Source organism: Streptomyces spiralis (assembly GCF_014654675.1).
In the GTDB taxonomy this organism is placed as follows: Bacteria; Actinomycetota; Actinomycetes; order Streptomycetales; family Streptomycetaceae; genus Streptomyces; species Streptomyces spiralis.
This window is the reverse complement of the sequence record NZ_BNBC01000013.1, coordinates 62389-79458: the sequence shown is the minus strand read 5'-3', so window position 1 is coordinate 79458 and position 17070 is coordinate 62389. Positions and strand designations below refer to the sequence as shown.

Annotated in this window: 13 protein-coding genes; 7 read left to right on the top strand and 6 right to left on the bottom strand. The window is 74.7% G+C overall.

The window, feature by feature from the left end; translation table 11 throughout:
* Positions 1 to 350: 350 nt before the first annotated feature.
* On the bottom strand, positions 351 to 3479 hold the full coding sequence (locus tag IE318_RS15810) for a sacsin N-terminal ATP-binding-like domain-containing protein (RefSeq protein ID WP_189900812.1): 3129 nt from the start codon (positions 3477 to 3479) through the stop codon (positions 351 to 353).
* A gap of 147 nt (positions 3480 to 3626) precedes the next feature.
* Positions 3627 to 4553 (bottom strand): DUF3027 domain-containing protein, encoded by a 927-nt coding sequence (locus IE318_RS15805; protein WP_030165041.1) that lies wholly within the window; start codon positions 4551 to 4553, stop codon positions 3627 to 3629.
* A gap of 345 nt (positions 4554 to 4898) precedes the next feature.
* Here IE318_RS15805 and IE318_RS15800 point away from each other — a divergent pair, with 345 nt between their 5' ends.
* The 4 genes from IE318_RS15800 to IE318_RS15785 all read left to right on the top strand — a co-directional run bounded on the left by IE318_RS15800 (position 4899) and on the right by IE318_RS15785 (position 8742).
* Positions 4899 to 6335 carry an MFS transporter gene (locus tag IE318_RS15800; protein ID WP_189900810.1) on the top strand — a complete coding sequence of 479 codons (1437 nt, stop codon included), beginning with the start codon at positions 4899 to 4901 and terminating at the stop codon, positions 6333 to 6335.
* Positions 6336 to 6619: 284 nt separating this feature from the next.
* A complete protein-coding gene (locus IE318_RS15795; RefSeq protein WP_189900808.1) occupies positions 6620 to 7087 on the top strand; it encodes a DUF2771 domain-containing protein in 468 nt (155 codons plus the stop codon).
* 16 nt (positions 7088 to 7103) lie between these two features.
* A complete protein-coding gene (mqnB, locus tag IE318_RS15790; protein ID WP_229903535.1) occupies positions 7104 to 7898 on the top strand; it encodes a futalosine hydrolase in 795 nt (264 codons plus the stop codon).
* On the top strand, positions 7888 to 8742 hold the full coding sequence (locus IE318_RS15785; protein WP_189900806.1) for a 1,4-dihydroxy-6-naphtoate synthase: 855 nt from the start codon (positions 7888 to 7890) through the stop codon (positions 8740 to 8742). The genes mqnB and IE318_RS15785 overlap by 11 nt, the downstream gene beginning before the upstream one ends.
* A gap of 45 nt (positions 8743 to 8787) precedes the next feature.
* Here the strand turns inward: IE318_RS15785 and IE318_RS46315 are convergent, their stop codons facing one another.
* The gene (locus IE318_RS46315) at positions 8788 to 9171 is read right to left on the bottom strand and encodes a cold-shock protein (protein ID WP_189900804.1); all 384 of its coding nucleotides are present in this window, start codon (positions 9169 to 9171) and stop codon (positions 8788 to 8790) included.
* Between the two features lie 164 nt (positions 9172 to 9335).
* Here IE318_RS46315 and IE318_RS15775 point away from each other — a divergent pair, with 164 nt between their 5' ends.
* Positions 9336 to 9605 (top strand): hypothetical protein, encoded by a 270-nt coding sequence (locus IE318_RS15775; protein ID WP_189900801.1) that lies wholly within the window; start codon positions 9336 to 9338, stop codon positions 9603 to 9605.
* On the opposite strand, the gene IE318_RS15770 is transcribed toward IE318_RS15775, so the two are convergent.
* On the bottom strand, positions 9563 to 10252 hold the full coding sequence (locus IE318_RS15770; RefSeq protein ID WP_189900799.1) for an HAD family hydrolase: 690 nt from the start codon (positions 10250 to 10252) through the stop codon (positions 9563 to 9565). The genes IE318_RS15775 and IE318_RS15770 overlap by 43 nt on opposite strands.
* 115 nt (positions 10253 to 10367) lie before the next feature.
* Positions 10368 to 11426: a hypothetical protein gene (locus IE318_RS15765; protein ID WP_189900797.1), complete on the bottom strand. Its 1059-nt coding sequence runs from the start codon at positions 11424 to 11426 to the stop codon at positions 10368 to 10370.
* Between the two features lie 153 nt (positions 11427 to 11579).
* Between IE318_RS15765 and IE318_RS15760 the strand changes: the two genes are divergently transcribed.
* Together IE318_RS15760 and IE318_RS15755 are read left to right on the top strand one after the other, a co-directional pair.
* Positions 11580 to 14204 (top strand): helicase C-terminal domain-containing protein, encoded by a 2625-nt coding sequence (locus IE318_RS15760; protein WP_189900795.1) that lies wholly within the window; start codon positions 11580 to 11582, stop codon positions 14202 to 14204.
* Positions 14205 to 14290: 86 nt separating this feature from the next.
* On the top strand, positions 14291 to 15934 hold the full coding sequence (locus tag IE318_RS15755) for a DNA repair helicase XPB (RefSeq protein WP_030165021.1): 1644 nt from the start codon (positions 14291 to 14293) through the stop codon (positions 15932 to 15934).
* Here IE318_RS15755 and IE318_RS15750 read toward each other — a convergent pair.
* A complete protein-coding gene (locus tag IE318_RS15750; protein WP_189900955.1) occupies positions 15900 to 17069 on the bottom strand; it encodes a glycosyltransferase 87 family protein in 1170 nt (389 codons plus the stop codon). The two genes, IE318_RS15755 and IE318_RS15750, sit on opposite strands and share 35 nt — an antisense overlap.
* Position 17070: the final 1 nt, after the last annotated feature.

Below are 17070 nucleotides of genomic sequence, written 5' to 3'. Positions count from 1 at the left end.
GCCCGGCGCCCGGCCTCTGCCCGCGCCCGAGGCCCCGCCTCTGCCCGGCGCCCGGCCTCTGCCCGCGCCCGAGGCCCGGCCCCAGCCCGGCGCCTGGCCTCTGGCCGACGTCCGAGCCCCGCCCGAGGCCCAACCCCAGCCCGATCGCCCGGCCTCTGACCGGCGTCCAAGCCCGCCCGAGGCCCCACCTCTGCCCGGCGCCCGGCCTCTGACCGCGCCCGACCCCTACCCGGCACCCGACCCCTACCCGACACCCGACCCCAGCCCGAGGTCCGGCCTGTGGGCGGTCGCCCTTACAGGGAGCCCCCACTCACCGCAACCACTCCCATGCCCGGCGCAGACTCAGAGCCTCAGTCGAACCAGCGGTCGCGGGCCAGTTCCTCCGTGCGGGTCGGGTCCTCCAGCAGGGCGGCCACCTCGAAGCGGCGGGGCCACTGGCCCGACGCCCAGGCGAGGCCGGCGGCCACGCCCTCCAGGGTGGCGGCGTGCAGGACGCCGTCGGAGGTGAGACGCCAGTCCAGCTCGGTGCCGTCGACGACGAGTTCCTCGTGCTCGACGTACGTGGCGGGCGTGCGCGGGCCGAGCAGGACCCGCACCGCGTCCGGTACGTCGTGCTCGGTGCCCTCGGAGTCCACTGAGCCGGTGACGGACTCGCTCAGCCGCCGCACCTGGAACAGTTCGGCCAGCTCGGCGGCCCGTGACGGCCGTACCGGCAGCAGCGGGACGCCGGAGGTGAACGGCAGCAGGTCCGGGGAGTCGCACACCACGGCGTCGGTGGCGTCCACGACCACGACCCGCCCGTCGACCACGGCCCGCAGCTCGTCGGGCAGCGTCACCTGCTCCGGGTCCAGGTCTGCCAGCGCGCCGTAGAGCGCGTGCAGCTGCGCGGAGGTCACCGGCCGGTCGGGGTCTGCGAGCCGGTCGAGGAGTTCGGCGGCGCCGCCCGGTTCGTCGAGCAGCGCGGCGACGGACGTGCGCACGCCCAGCGCGCGCAGCACCTGCTCGTCGTCGAAGCCGGTGGCGTCGGCCTCGTCGTACAGGCCGCGCAGCAGCGGGTCGGAGCCGGCGGCGCGCAGGCCGGCCGGGCGGCGCCCGCCGAGCACCGGGTGCCCGCGCAGCCACCACGCGGTGTACGGCCGTACGACCTCGTGGGTACCGTCCGGCAGCAGGATCCGCACCGGCTCGACGAGCGCGTCCCGCAGCGGTGGCCGGGACAGCAGTGCCAGGGCCCGGGGCCACTGGTCGTCGTCGACGAGGTCCAGGTCGCGCACGGCGACGATCTCGGTGGCGACCGGCGGCACCGGGGTGTCCGGGAAGCGGTCCAGGACGTCCTCGCACCAGACGTCGACGGCGTCGAGCAGCCCGGGGTCGTCCGGTTCGGGGAAGTCGCCCTCGCGCGGCTCGAGTTCGTCCGGGTCGAGGACGACGTCCGTGGCCCGGACGAGCGCGAAGTCCACCAGGACCCCGCAGGCGGCCAGCGGCCGCTCGCCCCACTTCCCGGCCAGTTCACCGTCCACGGACGGGAGTTCGCCCTCGCGCATGACCTGCGCGAACGGACCGCCGGGGAAGACGAGTTCACCGGCCGGGGCGAGCTCGCCGTCCTCGTCGGGCAGGGCGAGCGCGCCGAGCCAGGGCTCGTCGCCGGGCTCCAGGCCCGCGTCCCGGACCAGGGTGAGCACGGTGTCGGCGAGTTCCTCGGCGTCCGGGGTGTCCTCGTCCCAGCCGCCGGCGTCCTCGTCGAGGGAGGCGGCGACCGCGGCCCGCACCTGCGGGGTGGTGAGCACCGCGCGCGGGGTCGCGGGCAGGGCGCCGAGCTTCTCCAGGACCGGGTGGGCGGCGTCGGGGTGGGCGACCTTCAGCCCGAGCCGGGCCAGCACCTCCGGGTCGGCCGGTGCGGCGTCCGGGGTGGGCAGCAGCACCTGGCGGGGGCCGATCGTCGTACGGCCGTCGGCGAGGGGCACCGGCAGTCCGGAGAGCCGGTCGGGGTCGACGCCCGCCAGGCTGTCGTACAGCCGCTGCCACCAGCCCGGTTCCTTCTCCAGGCCGGCCAGCCGGTCGATCGCGTCGGTCAGCGGCAGCCGGGCCACACCCAGCGTGCGCAGCTCCACGCGCCGCTCCAGCCCGGCGGGCAGCAGGGTGGGCAGCACCTCGGCGAGGACGCGCACGGTGTCGGCGCCCGCGCCCTCGACCACCTCGGCGTCCCGGGGCCGCAGCGACTCGGGCAGGTCGGTCTCGTGCGCCCTGGGCGGTGCGGCGGGCGGCAGGAACGAGGTGCGTGCCAGCCGCTCGAGGATCGCCTGCCGCAGCGCGCCGTCCAGCTCGCCCTTGCCCAGCGGGCCGGGCACGAGGTCGATGACGCCCTCGGCCACCGGCCGCCACTCGGCGAGGAGCCCGGCGAAGGCGTCGGCCGCGCGCTGCACCAGGAAGTCGGTGAGCGGTCCCGGCGCGGTGTGCCGGCGGGTGCTGTCCAGCGGGAACGACGCGATGAGCAGCGCCGGGACGCCCAGCGGCTCGTCGCTCGGGGTGGGTGCGTGCACCACGGGGCTGGTGCGCGGGCGCACCGGGTTGCCGTAGGCGTCGACGGGCGCGGCCCAGGTGACCGACCAGTACGGGCGGAGCCGCTCCTCCACCGGGCGGTCGGCGAGCAGGTCGGGGGTGAGGGGGCCGTGGGCGGAGGAGGTGCGCCAGTGGGTGATGCCGTCTCGCGAGTCCTCCACCACGGTGAACGCGGCGTCGGTGCGCCGGCTCAGCACGCGCGGGACCTCGTCGCCGATCTCCACCACGACCTCCTCCAGCCCGGGCAGGGCGAGGAGCAGGGCGTCGTCGACGGCGTGCAGCAGCCGTTCGGCGAGGTCGGCGGCGGCCGTGTCGCGCAACGGCAGGATGACGACCGTGTCGTAGGGGTCGGGGGCGGTGCCCTCGGCGGCGAACGGGAGCCGCAGCAGCGGTACGTGCCCGTCGCGGCGGCGGATCTCGTCGCCGAGCCCGGGGCTGTGCCGGGCGGTCTCCTCGGCCAGGTCGCGGGCCTCGGCCAGGGACCAGCGGACCCCGCCGTGCCGGCCGACGACCGCGGGCTCGTCGGTGACGGCGAGGACGGCGGCGAAGCCGACGCCGAAGCGGCCCACGGAGGGTGCCGCCGCGCCGGCGGTGTCGCGCTTGGCGGAGGCGCGCAGCGTCGACAGCGACTCCACCCCGGTCGCGTCCAGCGGGGCGCCGGTGTTGGCGGCGAGGAGGACGCCGTCGCGCAGCGTGAGGCGCAGCCGGCCGGGCACGCCCGCGCGGGCGGCGGCGTCGGCGGCGTTCTGCGCCAGCTCGACCACGAGCCGGTCCCGGTAGCCGCCGAGGACCAGGTCCTCCTCGGCGTTGGCGTCCTCGCGGAACCGGGCCGGGCTGGCCGCCCAGGCGTCCAGCACGCCGCGCCGCAGACGCACGGTCCCGAACGGATCGCCTCCGGCGGACGGCTGCACCAACATGCTCACGTTGTTCATTCTCCTCACGAGAGAGCAGCCCGTCCGGCGCTTGAGGACGAGGCCGTCAAGGCCGACGGGGGTCTGGGGGCGAAGCCCCCAGGGACACGAGCCACGACGCACCCGTGGAGACGCACCCGCAGAAGAAACGCACCGAGCCTACGAGTGCCCCAGCTCCGCCGCATCCTCGTCGGAGACGTCGGGCACCGAGCCGGAGTCCTTGGCCGGCCGCAGCGGGAACGGATCCACCCGCGTCTCGTCGATCACCGGCGGAGCCGGCTGGGGTGGCTTCGGCATGACCGCGGCCTCGGAGTGCCCGCCGCAGCCGTACGTCAGGGACACCACGTGCCCGTCGGCCGGGGAGAACTCGTTGGCGCACACCCCGAACGCCTGTCCCAGGGAGCCGCCCATCGGCACCAGGAAGCCGCAGGTCACGCAGGACGCCGGGGCCGCCTGCGCCATCGGGGTCTTCGCGCCGTACGACTCCTCCCAGCGGTCGGCGGCGACATGCAGGCCGTAGCGGGACAGGACCCGGGCGCGGCGCATCCCCAGTTCCTCGGCGACCGCCGCGATGGAGCCGCGCGAGGGCGCCGCGGGCAGGTTCTTCGGCGTGCCGGCGGTGACGTCGGCGTCCTCGGCCTCCGCCAGTTCGGCCATGTCGCCGGAGACGGCGGAGTTCGGCGCGGGCTCGTCCTCGCCGAGGAAACCGGGCTCCAGACGGAGGTCCTCGGCGTCGGTGGGCAGCAGGTCGCCGGGGCCCATGTCGCCGGGGCGCAGCCGCTCGCTCCACGGCACCCACTCGGGGGCGAGCAGCGCGTCGGGGCCGGGCAGCAGGACGGCCTCGTCCAGGGTGACGATCTTCGCGCGGGAGGCGCGGGCCACCGTCACCGCCCAGCGCCAGCCCCGATAGCCGAGCTCCTTGCACTCGAAGAAGTGCGTGACGACGCGGTCACCCTCGGAGACCAGTCCCACGTGCTCGCCGACGACGCCGGGCGCGGCCGCCTCCTCGGCTGCGGCGCGGGCGAGGTCGACGGCCTCGGCGCACAGGCGGTCGGGGGTGCGGCTTCGCGTGCTCGCTGCGCTCACAGGTATCGCTTCTCTCCTACGCCGTCTTCCGGGTGCGCCGGCCTGAAGGCGGCGGGGCGGGCGGAGCGGACCCGTGGACCGCGTCGACGTCCGCGCCCGATCGCGCTCGGGCGCACCTACGTCATCCATTCTGCGGTATGCACGTAAGGCGCGCGGCCGAGAACGTTCGCCACGGCGCGCTACGCACGCTACCTTCTCGCTGCCGCTGGGCCTACACCGGCGGTTGCCTCGCCATCGGCCGACGAGCGGATTCCGGGGGTGCGGGGCTGGGCCCGTCGGGGGCCGGTCGGCCCGATCCGTGCCGTAATGGCGCTACTTGCGGCCGTCTCGGGGCACTATGACGGGGTGGCAGCCGCGAGGACGCCTCAGGAGACCGCCGGGCTCGGTGAGCCCGAGGGGTTGAACGGGGGCAGCAGCCGGGGCAGCGGTTCGGGCCGGTTCGGCGGGTCCGTCCGCGCGGTCGGCCGTGCCCTGCGCCGTCCGGTCACGGGGATCGTCCGCGGCATCCGCAGGGTCACCCACGCGCACGGCGCAGGCGAGTCCGGGCTCGGCAAGCTGATCGAGTTGCACGCGGTGAACGGCGCCGGGGACGTCATGGTCACCGTCGCGCTCGCCTCCACCGTCTTCTTCTCCGTCCCCACAGATGAGGCCCGCGGCCGGGTCGCGCTCTACCTCGCCATCACCATGGCGCCGTTCACGGTGCTCGCGCCGGTGATCGGCCCCTTGCTGGACCGGCTGCCGCACGGCCGGCGCGCCGCGATGGCCGCCGCGATGCTCGCCCGGGCGCTGCTCGCGCTGATCATCGCGGGCGCGGCGGCCAACGGCGGCCTGGAGCTGTATCCGGCGGCGCTGGGCGTCCTGGTGGCGTCCAAGGCGTACGGGGTGGTCCGGAGCGCGGTCGTGCCACGGCTGCTGCCGCCGCGGTTCTCCCTGGTGAAGGCGAACTCGCGGGTGACGCTCGGGGGGCTGCTCGCCACCGGGGTGGCCGCGCCGGTCGGGGCGGGGCTGCATCTGCTCGGTCCCCGCTGGCCGCTCTACGGCGCCTTTGTGATCTTCGTCGCGGGGACGTTCCTGTCCTTCTCCCTGCCGCCGAAGGTCGACTCGGCCAAGGGCGAGGACCGGGCGCTGCTCTCGGCGGACGAGCAGCGGCTGCACGGGCCGTGCGGCAGGCCGCCCAGGCGGCCCGGGCTGCGCACCGTCGGCACGGCCGTCACGCACGCTCTCGCCGCCAACGCCGCCCTGCGCTGCCTGTCCGGCTTCCTGATCTTCTTCCTCGCCTTCCTGCTGCGGGAGCATCCGCTGGCCGGTCAGAGCGCGGCGGTGTCGCTGGGCATAGTGGGGGTCGCGGCGGGCGCGGGCAACGCGCTCGGCACGGCGGTCGGGGCGTGGCTGCGGTCGCGGGCCCCGGAGATCATCGTCGTGACGGTCGTCGCGATCGTGCTGGGCGCGGCGGTCACGGCCGCGGTGTTCTTCGGCGCCTTCCTGGTGACCTGCCTGGCCGCGATCGCCGGTTTCGGGCAGGCGCTGGCCAAGCTGTCCCTGGACGCGCTGATCCAGCGGGACGTGCCGGAGCTGGTGCGCACATCGGCGTTCGCCCGTTCCGAGACGCTGCTGCAGATGGCCTGGGTGTTCGGCGGGGCGATCGGCATCGTGCTGCCCCTCAACGGGGTGCTGGGACTGTCGGTGGGCGCCGCGATCGTCGCCGCCGGCTGGATCCCCACAGTCCGCGGCCTGCTGACCTCGGCCCGCCACAACAACACCACCCACCCCAAGCCGACCTGACACCCGGCGCCCGCCGCCCCAGGACGGCCCGACCGCGTGCGCCGCCCGCGCAAGGCGATCCGATCGAACGCCGCGCGGTGGCACCCCACTCGCTCACCGCACCCCCGGGTGGCCGGGCCTCCGACTTCCGCCCCCGCCAGGTGCCGCAACCTCGTGTGCCGCCCCGCAGGACAGCCCGACCGCGCGGCAGCGGGTGTCGGTCCGTCCCGGTCGGGTCGGTCGGGGCGCGGCACGCCGTACCCCCGCGTGGGCGGGTGGCTGGAGGTGCCCGATAGCCTTCGGCCATGACCTCGCTGCAATCCGCTGTGCGACGCCGCCGCGCCGTCGCCGCCGCCGGCGCCGTATCCGCCGGACTGCTCGCCCTGTCGGCCTGCTCCGAGCCGACGCCGATCGCCACGATCACCGTCGGCGACGACTCGGTGCACTCGGAAGCCACCTGCTACAACGACGGCAAGCCGATCAAGACCGCCGACCTGCCGAAGTGCCTGAAGTCGGACAAGACCATCAAGGTCGACCCCACCGAGACCGTCCGCTTCGGCGTCGACCCCGACATCGCGGACAAGGGCTGGACCATCCTGATGAACGGTCAGCCGCTGGTCGAGCCCACCAAGAAGACCTACCAGACCATCCCGGGCAGCGTGTTCTTCAACGCCCAGTACGGCGCCAGCGGCAACTCGACGTGGGTGGCCATCGCGGAGGGCGAGAAGAGCACGACCGGCGTGTGGTCCTTCAAGCTGCAGAAGGACTCCTGACCAGGTCCTGCCCTCGGTGACCTCCGTACGAGTCCTCGTCGCCACCGCGGTCCCGGTCGAACGGGACGCGGTGGCACAGGCGTTCCCCGGGCCGCCCGCGCGGGAGGTGCCGCTGCCCGGGGCGACGCTGCACCGGCTCGCGGGACCGGCCGGCTCCGGCCGGTTCGACCTGTTCGCCGCCGGGGTCGGCCCGGCCCTCGCCGCCGCCTCCACGGCCACCGCGCTCACCGCCGCCGCGCTGACCGGTGACCCGTACGATCTCGTCGTCTCCGCCGGTATCGCGGGCGGCTTCGTGCCGGACGCGAGTGCCGGGGCGGCCCCCGGCACGACGTCCGGCACCAGGTCCGGCACGGCGTGCGGCGCACCCGTCGGGTCGCTGGTCGTCGCCGACGAGATCACCGCGGCCGACCTGGGCGCCGAGACCGGCGACGGTTTCCTGCCGGTGACCGAACTCGGCTTCGGCACCATCACGCACCGCCCGCCCGATTCACTCGTACGGGCGATCGCGGCCGTGAGCGGCGCGGCCACCGGCACCGTGCTGACCGTCTCGACCGTGACCGGCACCGCCGCCCGCGCCGGCGCCCTGCGCGCTCGCCACCCCCGCGCCCTCGCCGAGGCCATGGAGGGCTTCGGCGTCGCCGAGGCGGCAGCGGCGCACGGCGTGCCCGTGCTGGAGCTGCGCGCGGTCTCCAACCCCGTCGGCCCGCGCGACCGCGCCGCCTGGCGGATCGGCGCCGCCCTGACCGCCCTGACCGGAGGCTTCGGGAAGATCGCCCCCGTACTGGAGAGTTGGAACCCCCATGAGCTCTGAGCGCCCGCAACTGCAGATCGCCTACTCGCCCTGCCCCAACGACACCTTCGTCTTCGACGCCCTCGCCCACGGCCGCGTCCCGGACGCACCCGCGCTGGACGTCACGTTCGCCGACATCGACATCACCAACGGCATGGCCGAGCGCGGCGAGTTCGACGTGCTGAAGGTGTCGTACGCCGTGCTGCCCTACGTCCTCGGCGAGTACGCGCTGCTGCCCAGCGGCGGCGCGCTGGGCCGGGGCTGCGGGCCGCTGGTGCTCACCCGCGAGCCGCAGGCCGAACTGACGGGCCGTACGGTCGCCGTGCCGAGCGAGAAGTCGACGGCGTACCTGCTGTTCCGGCTGTGGGCGGCGGACACCGTCCCCGGCGGGGTCGGTGAGATCGTGGTCATGCCGTTCCACGAGATCATGCCGGCCGTACGGGACGGGAAGGTGGACGCCGGACTGGTCATCCACGAGGCCCGCTTCACGTACCAGAACTACGGCCTGCACAAGCTCGCCGACATGGGCGAGCACTGGGAGGACACCACCGGTCTGCCGATCCCGCTCGGCGCGATCATCGCCAAACGGTCGCTGGGCACCGAGACGCTGACCCGGCTCGCCGACTCGATCCGGGCGTCCGTGCGCGCCGCCTGGGACGACCCCGAGGCATCCCGGCCGTACGTCATGGAGCACGCCCAGGAGATGGACCCGGCCGTCGCCGACCAGCACATCGGCCTGTACGTCAACGAGTTCACCGCCGGCCTCGGCCCCGACGGCTACGCGGCGATCCGCGGGCTGCTCACCCGCGCCGCGGCCGAGGGACTCGTTCCGCCCCTCGGCCCGGACGCGCTCGACTTCCCCTGAGGGGCGGTTTCCCGGGGGACACCGAGGCGGTTTCCCCCGAGCGGGTTACACGTCCAGCTGGTCGGCGACCGCGCGGAGCAGTCCGGCGACCTGCTTGCCGGAGGCCTTCTCGGGGTAGCGGCCGCGTTCCAGGGTCTGGCCGACGCTCTCCAGGAGCGTCGTCAGGTCCTGCACGATGGAGAGCAGCTCGTCCGGCTTCTTGCGCTGGGCGGCCGCGACCGAGGGGGCCGGTTCCAGGACCGTCACCGACAGCGCTTGGTCGCCGCGCTGCCCGGCGACCACGCCGAACTCCACGCGCTGTCCCGGCTTGAGCGTGTCCACTCCGGCGGGCAGGACAGAGGAATGGACGAAGACGTCACCGCCGTCGTCGCGGGAGAGAAAGCCGAAGCCCTTCTCGCTGTTGAACCACTTGACCTTGCCGGTGGGCACGTCTGTCCTCGTCCTCGTACTCGTCGGAAAACTGCTTCGGAAACGGCTCTGGATAACACTGGGGCGGGTCGCGCCCGACCCGCCGGTACCAAGGCTAATGGTCTTCGGGCGGGTGGCAAGACGTCGCCCGGTTGTTCCCTCGAGCTGGGAACTACCCTGGTCCGGTGCGTGACAAAACCCAAACGAATTCCGCCGCGGCCGGTGACGGGCTGATCCGTGCCGGTGCCATCGTGTTCTTCATCGGTGCGGCGGCCACTCTGGTCACAGTGGCCCCGCTGTTCCTCGGGGCGAGGCCATTTCCGACCTACATGTTCGGACTGAGCATGCTCATGGGTGTCGGCTTCCTGATCGCGGGTGCCGGGGTGCTGCGGTCGATCGCCGCGCAGCGCCGTCAGGCGCGCGGCGGCACCGGGTCCGCGGCCCCGTCGCGGTAGTCGGCACCGGCGCGCGCCTCCTCGGCCGAAAAGCGCGCGTCATAGTCCGAAAACCACTTCGGGAACCCGGTCAGATCGGCGAGGACGACATCCGCGCCGGCCTCCCGCAGTTCCGGCTCGCCGCACGGCCCGGTGGCCACCGCCACCGACAGGGCACCGGCCGCCCGGGCGCCCCGTACGTCGCCGACGTGATCGCCGACGTACACCCGCGCGCCGTACTCGCGCAGCGCCTCGGCCTTCTGCTCCGCCCACAGGTCGCCGATCACCGCGTCCGGCTCGATGCCGAGGTGCTCCAGGTGCAGCTTGGCGTTCGGCTCGTACTTGGCTGTGACGACGATCGCCCGCCCGCCGGCCTGCCGTACGGCCGCGACCGCCTCGCGGGCGCCGGGCATGGCGAGCGTCGGGGCGACGGCGAACGACGGGTACATCTCACGGTACAGATCGGCCACGGCCGCGACCCGCTCGGCCGGGAACCAGTTGATCAGCTCCTCCGCGAGCGGCGGACCGAGCCGCGTGACCGCCAGGTCGGCGTCGATGTGGGTGCCGGTCCGCTCCGACAGCGCCAGGTAGCAGGCGCGGATGCCGGGGCGGGAGTCGATGAGGGTCATGTCGAGGTCGAAGCCGACGGTCAGCGGGCGAGAAGTCATATGGGCCATTGTGCCCAGGGGGTATACGGGCGAGACGCCCGGCCCGTGTGACGTACAACCAACTGTCGGCGGACGGCCGGCAGTGTCAGCGGACGGCCGGCATGTCGGCGGCCGGTCACTGGCGCTGCCGCTGTGAGCGCCACAGCAGGAACAGCGCCGACAGCACGGCCGCGGCGCGCACCACCCACGGCCAGGTCTGGGCGATCGCGTCGTTCATGTGGCCCTGGGCGATGGGGGTGCCCCAGCGGTCGTTGCTGCGGCCCCACAGCCACAGCAGCCCGGCGGCAAGCGCCAGGCCGGGCAGGCCCATGACGGCCCACTTGGACTCGGCCGGGGTCAGGCGTCGTGAGCCGTAGGCGATGATCCAGCCCAGCAGCAGCGCGAACCAGTTGCCGAGCACGGCGCCGGCCAGCAGCAGCCCGGCGGCGATCAGGAGGAGCGGGTTGCTCCGGCCGCCGGTGCGCCGGGTCAGCAGGGCGAGGCGCCGACGGCGGGCCGGGGACTCGGGGTCGGCCGTCGCCGCGTCCGCCTCCGCGGCCGGGGCGGCCTCCGCCCGCGTGGGGCCGCCCTGCCGCGCGGAGTCCGCCTGCCGGGCGGGGTCCTTCCGCGGCGGGGGTTTGAGCAGGTCCGGGATCTCCACGCCCCCGACGAAGCCGGGCACGTCGTCGCCGATCCCGAAGGGGCTGCCGTCCCCGGTCCACCAGTCGGGGCGGTCCGTCGCGTCGCCGAGCTCGTCGGCGGTCGCCAGGTGCGGTGGGGAGACGGCACCGGACGGCGGCGGGCTCGCCGGGGGCCGGGCGGGACGGGGACGCGGCACGACGCGGCGCAGCCCCTTCGGGCGCTCCTCCTCGTCGGACGCCTCGGTCGTCCCGGTCTCGCGCTGCACGGGCACGGCGGTGGCGGGCGGCGCCTGCGGCGGGCGCGCTGTCCGCGCACGTGCGTCGCCGCCGGCGCCGACCGCCGCGACGATCTCGTCGGGGCTGCCGAGGCGTTCGAGGATGCGGCGCACGGCCGCGGGGCTGTCCACGGCGGCCTTGGCGCGGCGCCGGTCGATCTCGTTGCGCAGCTCCGAGACCAGCCGCATCCGTGTCGCCGAGGACAGCTGCCGCTGCTGGGCGACGTCCCCGACGCGGCTCAGATACTCGTAGACGACCTGGTCGCTCTCGATCCCCACGGAACCCCTCCGGGGCGGCTGTCCTCGAACCCGTGGGGACGAAGGTACCGCGTGCGCCGGGGTCGTCGTAGCGGCGCGCGGGCGTGCCGCGCCGCCCCGCGCCGGGAACGGACACGTGCCCCGCCGTCATACCCACCCGCTACCGTGGGTCGGATGAGCAGCGATGAGAAACCGGCGCCGGCCCCCCGCTCGCTCGCGGAGGCGCTTCGCGCGCGCGACGACGCCTCCCTGGCCGCGCTTCTGCGCAGCCGGCCCGATCTCATCACACCGGTCCCGACGGATCTCACCCAGCTCGCCACCCGAGCCGGGACCCGCGCCTCGGTGGTGCGCGCCCTGGAGCGGCTGGACCGGTTCGCGCTGCAGACCGCGGAGGCGCTGGCGGTGGCCGGCGACCCGGCGACGTACGCGGAGCTGCTCGGGCTGATGGCCGGGGACGCCGGTGATCCGGCCGTCGCCGCCGCCCTGCCGCGAGCCGTCGCCACGCTGCGCGAGCAGGCCCTGGTCTGGGGCGGCGACGACCGGCTGCGCCTGGTGCGCACCGCCCGTGAACTGCTCGCGCCCTCGCCCCAGCATCCGTCGCCGACCGGGCTCGGACCAACCGTGCAGGAGGCGACGGCGGGCATGTCGCCGGGGCGCATCCAGGAGATCCTCACCACCGCGGGGCTGCCCTCGACCCACGACCCGGTCTCCGCGGTGACCGCGCTGACCGCCCTGTTCACCGACCGCCGGCGGATGGCCGCGCTGCTCGCCGAGGTCCCGGCCGACTCCCTCGAGGTGCTCGAACGGCTGGTGTGGGGGCCGCCCTACGGCCAGGTCACCGCCGACCCCGCACGCCGGCTGCGGCTGCTGCTCGACCGGGGTCTGCTGCTGCCCACGGCGCCCGGCACGGTCGTCCTGCCGCGCGAGGTGGCCCTGCATCTGCGCGCGGGCCTCGCGCACCGCGCGCCCGAGCCGCTGCCGCCCGCCGTGGAGGCGGCCGCGACGCACCGTCCACAGGTTGTGGACGCGACGGCGGCCGGTCAGGCGTACACCGCGCTGGCCACCGTCGAGGAGCTGCTCAAGGACTGGGACGAGGGCGGACCGAACGTGCTGCGCGCGGGCGGTCTGAGCGTGCGCGACCTCAAGCGCACCGCGGTCGCCCTGGACGTCTCCGAGCCGGTCGCCGCCTTCTGGGTGGAGCTCGCCTACGCGGCCGGACTGCTGGCCTCCGATGGGGAGGCGGACGAGCGGTACGCGGCGACCCCGGCCTACGACGAGTGGCTGGGCCGGCCCCCCGCCGAGCGCTGGGCCCAGCTGGCGGAGGCCTGGGTGACCGGAACGCGGACGCCGGGCCTGGTCGGCGGGCGGGACGCCAAGGACCGCACGCTCTCCGCGCTGGGCCCCGGCCTGGACCGCTCGGCCGCGCCGGAGGTACGGCACCGGGTGCTGACCCTGCTCGCCGGGCTGCCGGAGGGAGCCGCGCCGTCGGCCGAGTCGGTGCTGGCCCGGCTGCGCTGGGAACGCCCGCTGCGCGGCCCGCAGCGCGAACAGGAGCACGACCTGCGCAGCCGGCTCGCCCAGTGGACGCTGTCCGAGGCGGAGCAGCTGGGCGTCACCGGCCGGGGTGCGCTCTCCGCGCACGGGCGGGCACTGCTGGGCGCACCGCCGGCACCGGCCCCCGCGCAACCTGTCCCCGCGCAACCGGCGGCCGGCCGCAAGGCCCCTGCCCAGGAGGCCGCGCCCGTGGGGTGGGGCGGTCCCGGGGACAAGCTGCCCGTCCACAAGCACCACCCGTCCGCCGCGGTCTCCGACCCCCTGGCCGCCCGGGAGCCCCTCTCCCCCGCCGAGCAGGCCACCGCCGTCGCCGCGGCGGCCCGGCTGCTCGCCCCGCTGCTGCCCGAACCCCTGGACCATGTGCTGCTCCAGGCGGATCTGACGGCGGTGGCGCCCGGACCGCTGCAACGCCCGCTGGCCGAGATGCTGGGCGTGCTCGCGGACGTGGAGTCCAAGGGCGGCGCGACCGTGTACCGGTTCACCCCGGCCTCCGTGCGCCGCGCCCTGGACGCCGGCCGGACCGCCGCCGACCTGCACGCCTTCCTCGCCGAGCACTCCCGTACGCCGGTGCCGCAGCCACTGGCCTACCTCATCGACGACGTGGCCCGGCGCCACGGGCATCTGCGCGTCGGGGCCGCCTCGGCGTATGTGCGCTGCGACGACGACGCGCTGCTGAACGAGATCCTGGCCGACAAGCGGTCCGCCGGTCTGCGGCTGCGCCGCCTCGCGCCGACCCTGCTGGCCACCCAGGCCGACCCGGCCACGCTCCTGGAGGGCCTGCGCGCCATGGGCTACGCCCCGGCCGCCGAGTCGGCGGAGGGCGACGTGCTCATCACCCGGGCCGACTCCTACCGCACCCCGCCGCGCACCGCCCCCGAACCCGTCCCGGAGGGTCCGCCCACCCCGGACGCCACCCTTCTGTCCGCGGCGATCCGCGCCATCCGCGCGGGCGACCTGGCCTCCACCGCCCCGCGTAAGCCGACCGCGGACCCGGTGGCGGGCGGCGAGCTGCCCCGCACCGGCGCCGCCGAGACGCTGGCCACCGTGCAGGCCGCCGTGCTCACCGGTGAGGCCCTGTGGATCGGGTACGTCAACGCCGAGGGCGCCGCCAGCCAGCGGGTCATCGCCCCGATCCGGGTCGAGGGCGGCTTCGTGACGGCGTACGACCACACCGCCGACGAGGTGCGGACGTATCCGCTGCACCGGATCACGGGGGTGGCCGAGCTCGAGGACGAGGGGTCCTGACCGCCGCCGTGCGACCGTCGTCACGGCCGTGATCGGCCGCCGGTAGGGCACACTGGACGTTTGGTCACACGGAAAGGGCGCTGCGCGTGAATGGTCCCCTGATCGTCCAGTCGGACAAGACCCTCCTGCTCGAGGTCGACCACGAGCGGGCCGACGACTGCCGTCGCGCCATCGCACCGTTCGCCGAGCTGGAGCGGGCGCCCGAGCACATCCACACCTACCGGGTCACCCCCCTCGGCCTGTGGAACGCGCGGGCCGCCGGGCACGACGCGGAGCAGGTCGTCGACGCGCTGGTGCAGTACAGCCGCTATCCGGTGCCGCACGCGCTGCTCGTCGACATCGCCGAGACGATGGACCGCTACGGCCGCCTGACCCTGACCAAGCACCCCGCGCACGGGCTGGTGCTGTCCACCACCGACCGGCCGGTGCTGGAGGAGGTGCTGAAGTCCAAGCGGATCGCCCCGCTGGTCGGGGCGCGGATCGATCCGGACACCGTGGCCGTGCATCCGTCCGAGCGCGGTCAGATCAAGCAGATGCTGCTGAAGCTGGGCTGGCCGGCCGAGGACCTGGCGGGCTACGTCGACGGCGAGGCCCACCCGATCGAGCTGCGCGAGGACGGCTGGGCGCTGCGGCCGTACCAGAAGCAGGCCGTGGAGAACTTCTGGCACGGCGGCAGCGGTGTCGTCGTCCTGCCCTGCGGGGCGGGCAAGACGCTGGTCGGCGCCGGGTCGATGGCGCAGGCCAAGTCCACCACCCTGATCCTGGTGACGAACACCGTCTCCGCCCGGCAGTGGAAGCACGAGCTGGTGAAGCGGACCTCGCTGACCGAGGACGAGATCGGCGAGTACAGCGGGACCCGGAAGGAGATCCGGCCCGTCACCATCGCCACGTACCAGGTCCTCACCACCAAGCGGAAGGGCGTCTACCCGCACCTGGAGCTGTTCGACTCCCGGGACTGGGGCCTGATCGTCTACGACGAGGTGCATCTGCTGCCCGCGCCGGTCTTCAAGTTCACCGCCGACCTCCAGGCGCGCCGCCGCCTCGGGCTGACCGCGACGCTCGTCCGGGAGGACGGCCGTGAGTCGGACGTGTTCTCGCTGATCGGCCCGAAGCGGTTCGACGCTCCGTGGAAGGAGATCGAGTCGCAGGGCTACATCGCGCCTGCCGACTGCGTCGAGGTCCGGGTGAACCTGACCGACTCCGAGCGGCTCGCCTACGCCACCGCCGAGACCGAGGAGAAGTACCGCTTCTGCGCGACCACCGACACCAAGCGGAAGGTCACGGAGGCGATCGTCCGCCGCTTCGCCGGGCAGCAGATCCTCGTCATCGGCCAGTACATCGACCAGCTCGACGAGCTGGGCGAGCACCTGAACGCCCCGGTGATCAAGGGTGAGACGTCCAACGCCCAGCGCGAGAAGCTCTTCGACGCCTTCCGCGAGGGAGAGATCAACGTGCTGGTGGTGTCGAAGGTGGCGAACTTCTCCATCGACCTGCCGGAGGCCACGGTCGCCATCCAGGTCTCGGGCACCTTCGGCTCCCGCCAGGAGGAGGCCCAGCGCCTCGGCCGGGTGCTGCGGCCCAAGGCCGACGGCCACCAGGCCCACTTCTACTCGGTGGTCGCCCGCGACACCATCGACCAGGACTTCGCCGCCCATCGCCAGCGCTTCCTGGCCGAACAGGGCTACGCCTACCGGATCATGGACGCGGACGAGCTGCTCGCGGAGAACTGAGCGAACGCCTCCCCTCCGGCGGCCCGGCCTCCCGGTGCCCCAGCACGGCCCACGCCAGGAGCGCGCAGGTCAGCAGCGCGTACGGCGCCGCCAGGGGCTGCTGCCACCACCGCAGGTGCAGGTCCCCGTCGCCGGCACGGGGCACCAGCCACATCGTGCGGGCCGTGAAGCAGAGCACGGTGGCCGCCGCCCAGACGCGGTGGCCCTCGGCCAGGAGCACGGCGAGCAGCGGGACGCACCACACCCAGTGGTGGGACCAGCTGATCGGCGAGACGAGCAGGGCGGTCAGGCCCGTCAGTACGATGCCCCACCTCTCCCGCTGCTCCCGGCGGGCGGCCCACAGGCCCACGGCACCCACCACGCACGCCGGGACCAGCCAGGCGGGTCCGGGCGTCGGATCGTGCAGTGCCCGGGCGATCAGTCCCTGGAGGGACTGGTTGTCGATGATCCACGGTTTCCCCACACGGTCGGTGTCGAAGACGAGACGGGTCCAGTACTCGACGCTGGCCGCGGGCAGGACGAGCGCGCCGGCGGCGACGGTCGCGGCGTACGCGGCCAGCGCCGTGGCGGCCTCTCGCCGGTGCCCGCGCAGCAGCAGATAGACGACGAAGAGCCCCGGGGTGAGCTTGATCCCGGTCGCCACCCCGATCGCGGCCCCCTTCCCGCGCGCGCCGGGCGGCCGGGTGAGGTCCCACAGGACCAGACAGGCGAGCGCGAGGTTGATCTGCCCGAACACGAAGGTCTGGAAGACCGGTTCCAGCCAGAGGGCGAGGGCCGTCGCGACGCACAGCAGTGCGGGACCGGGCCGGCGGCCCGCGAGCCGGGCGGACAGCTGGACGAGCCAGGCGAGCAGGAGCGCGTTGCCCGCGAGGAACGCCAGCTTCAGCGCCGGGGCCGCAAGCCATGCCGTCGGCACGAACAGCAGGGCCGCGAACGGCGGATATGTGGCCGGCAGGCGCCCCACCGTGATCGTGAAGCCGTACAGGTCACGGCCGTGGACGACGGCCGCGCCCTCGGCCTGGTAGACCAGCGCGTCGGGCATGGGCACGCCCAGGACGGCGAGCAGGATCGCGAGGGCGGCGAAGGAGACGACGAGCAGGACGAGGGGGGCTGCCGCATGCGACCGGAGGGCCATC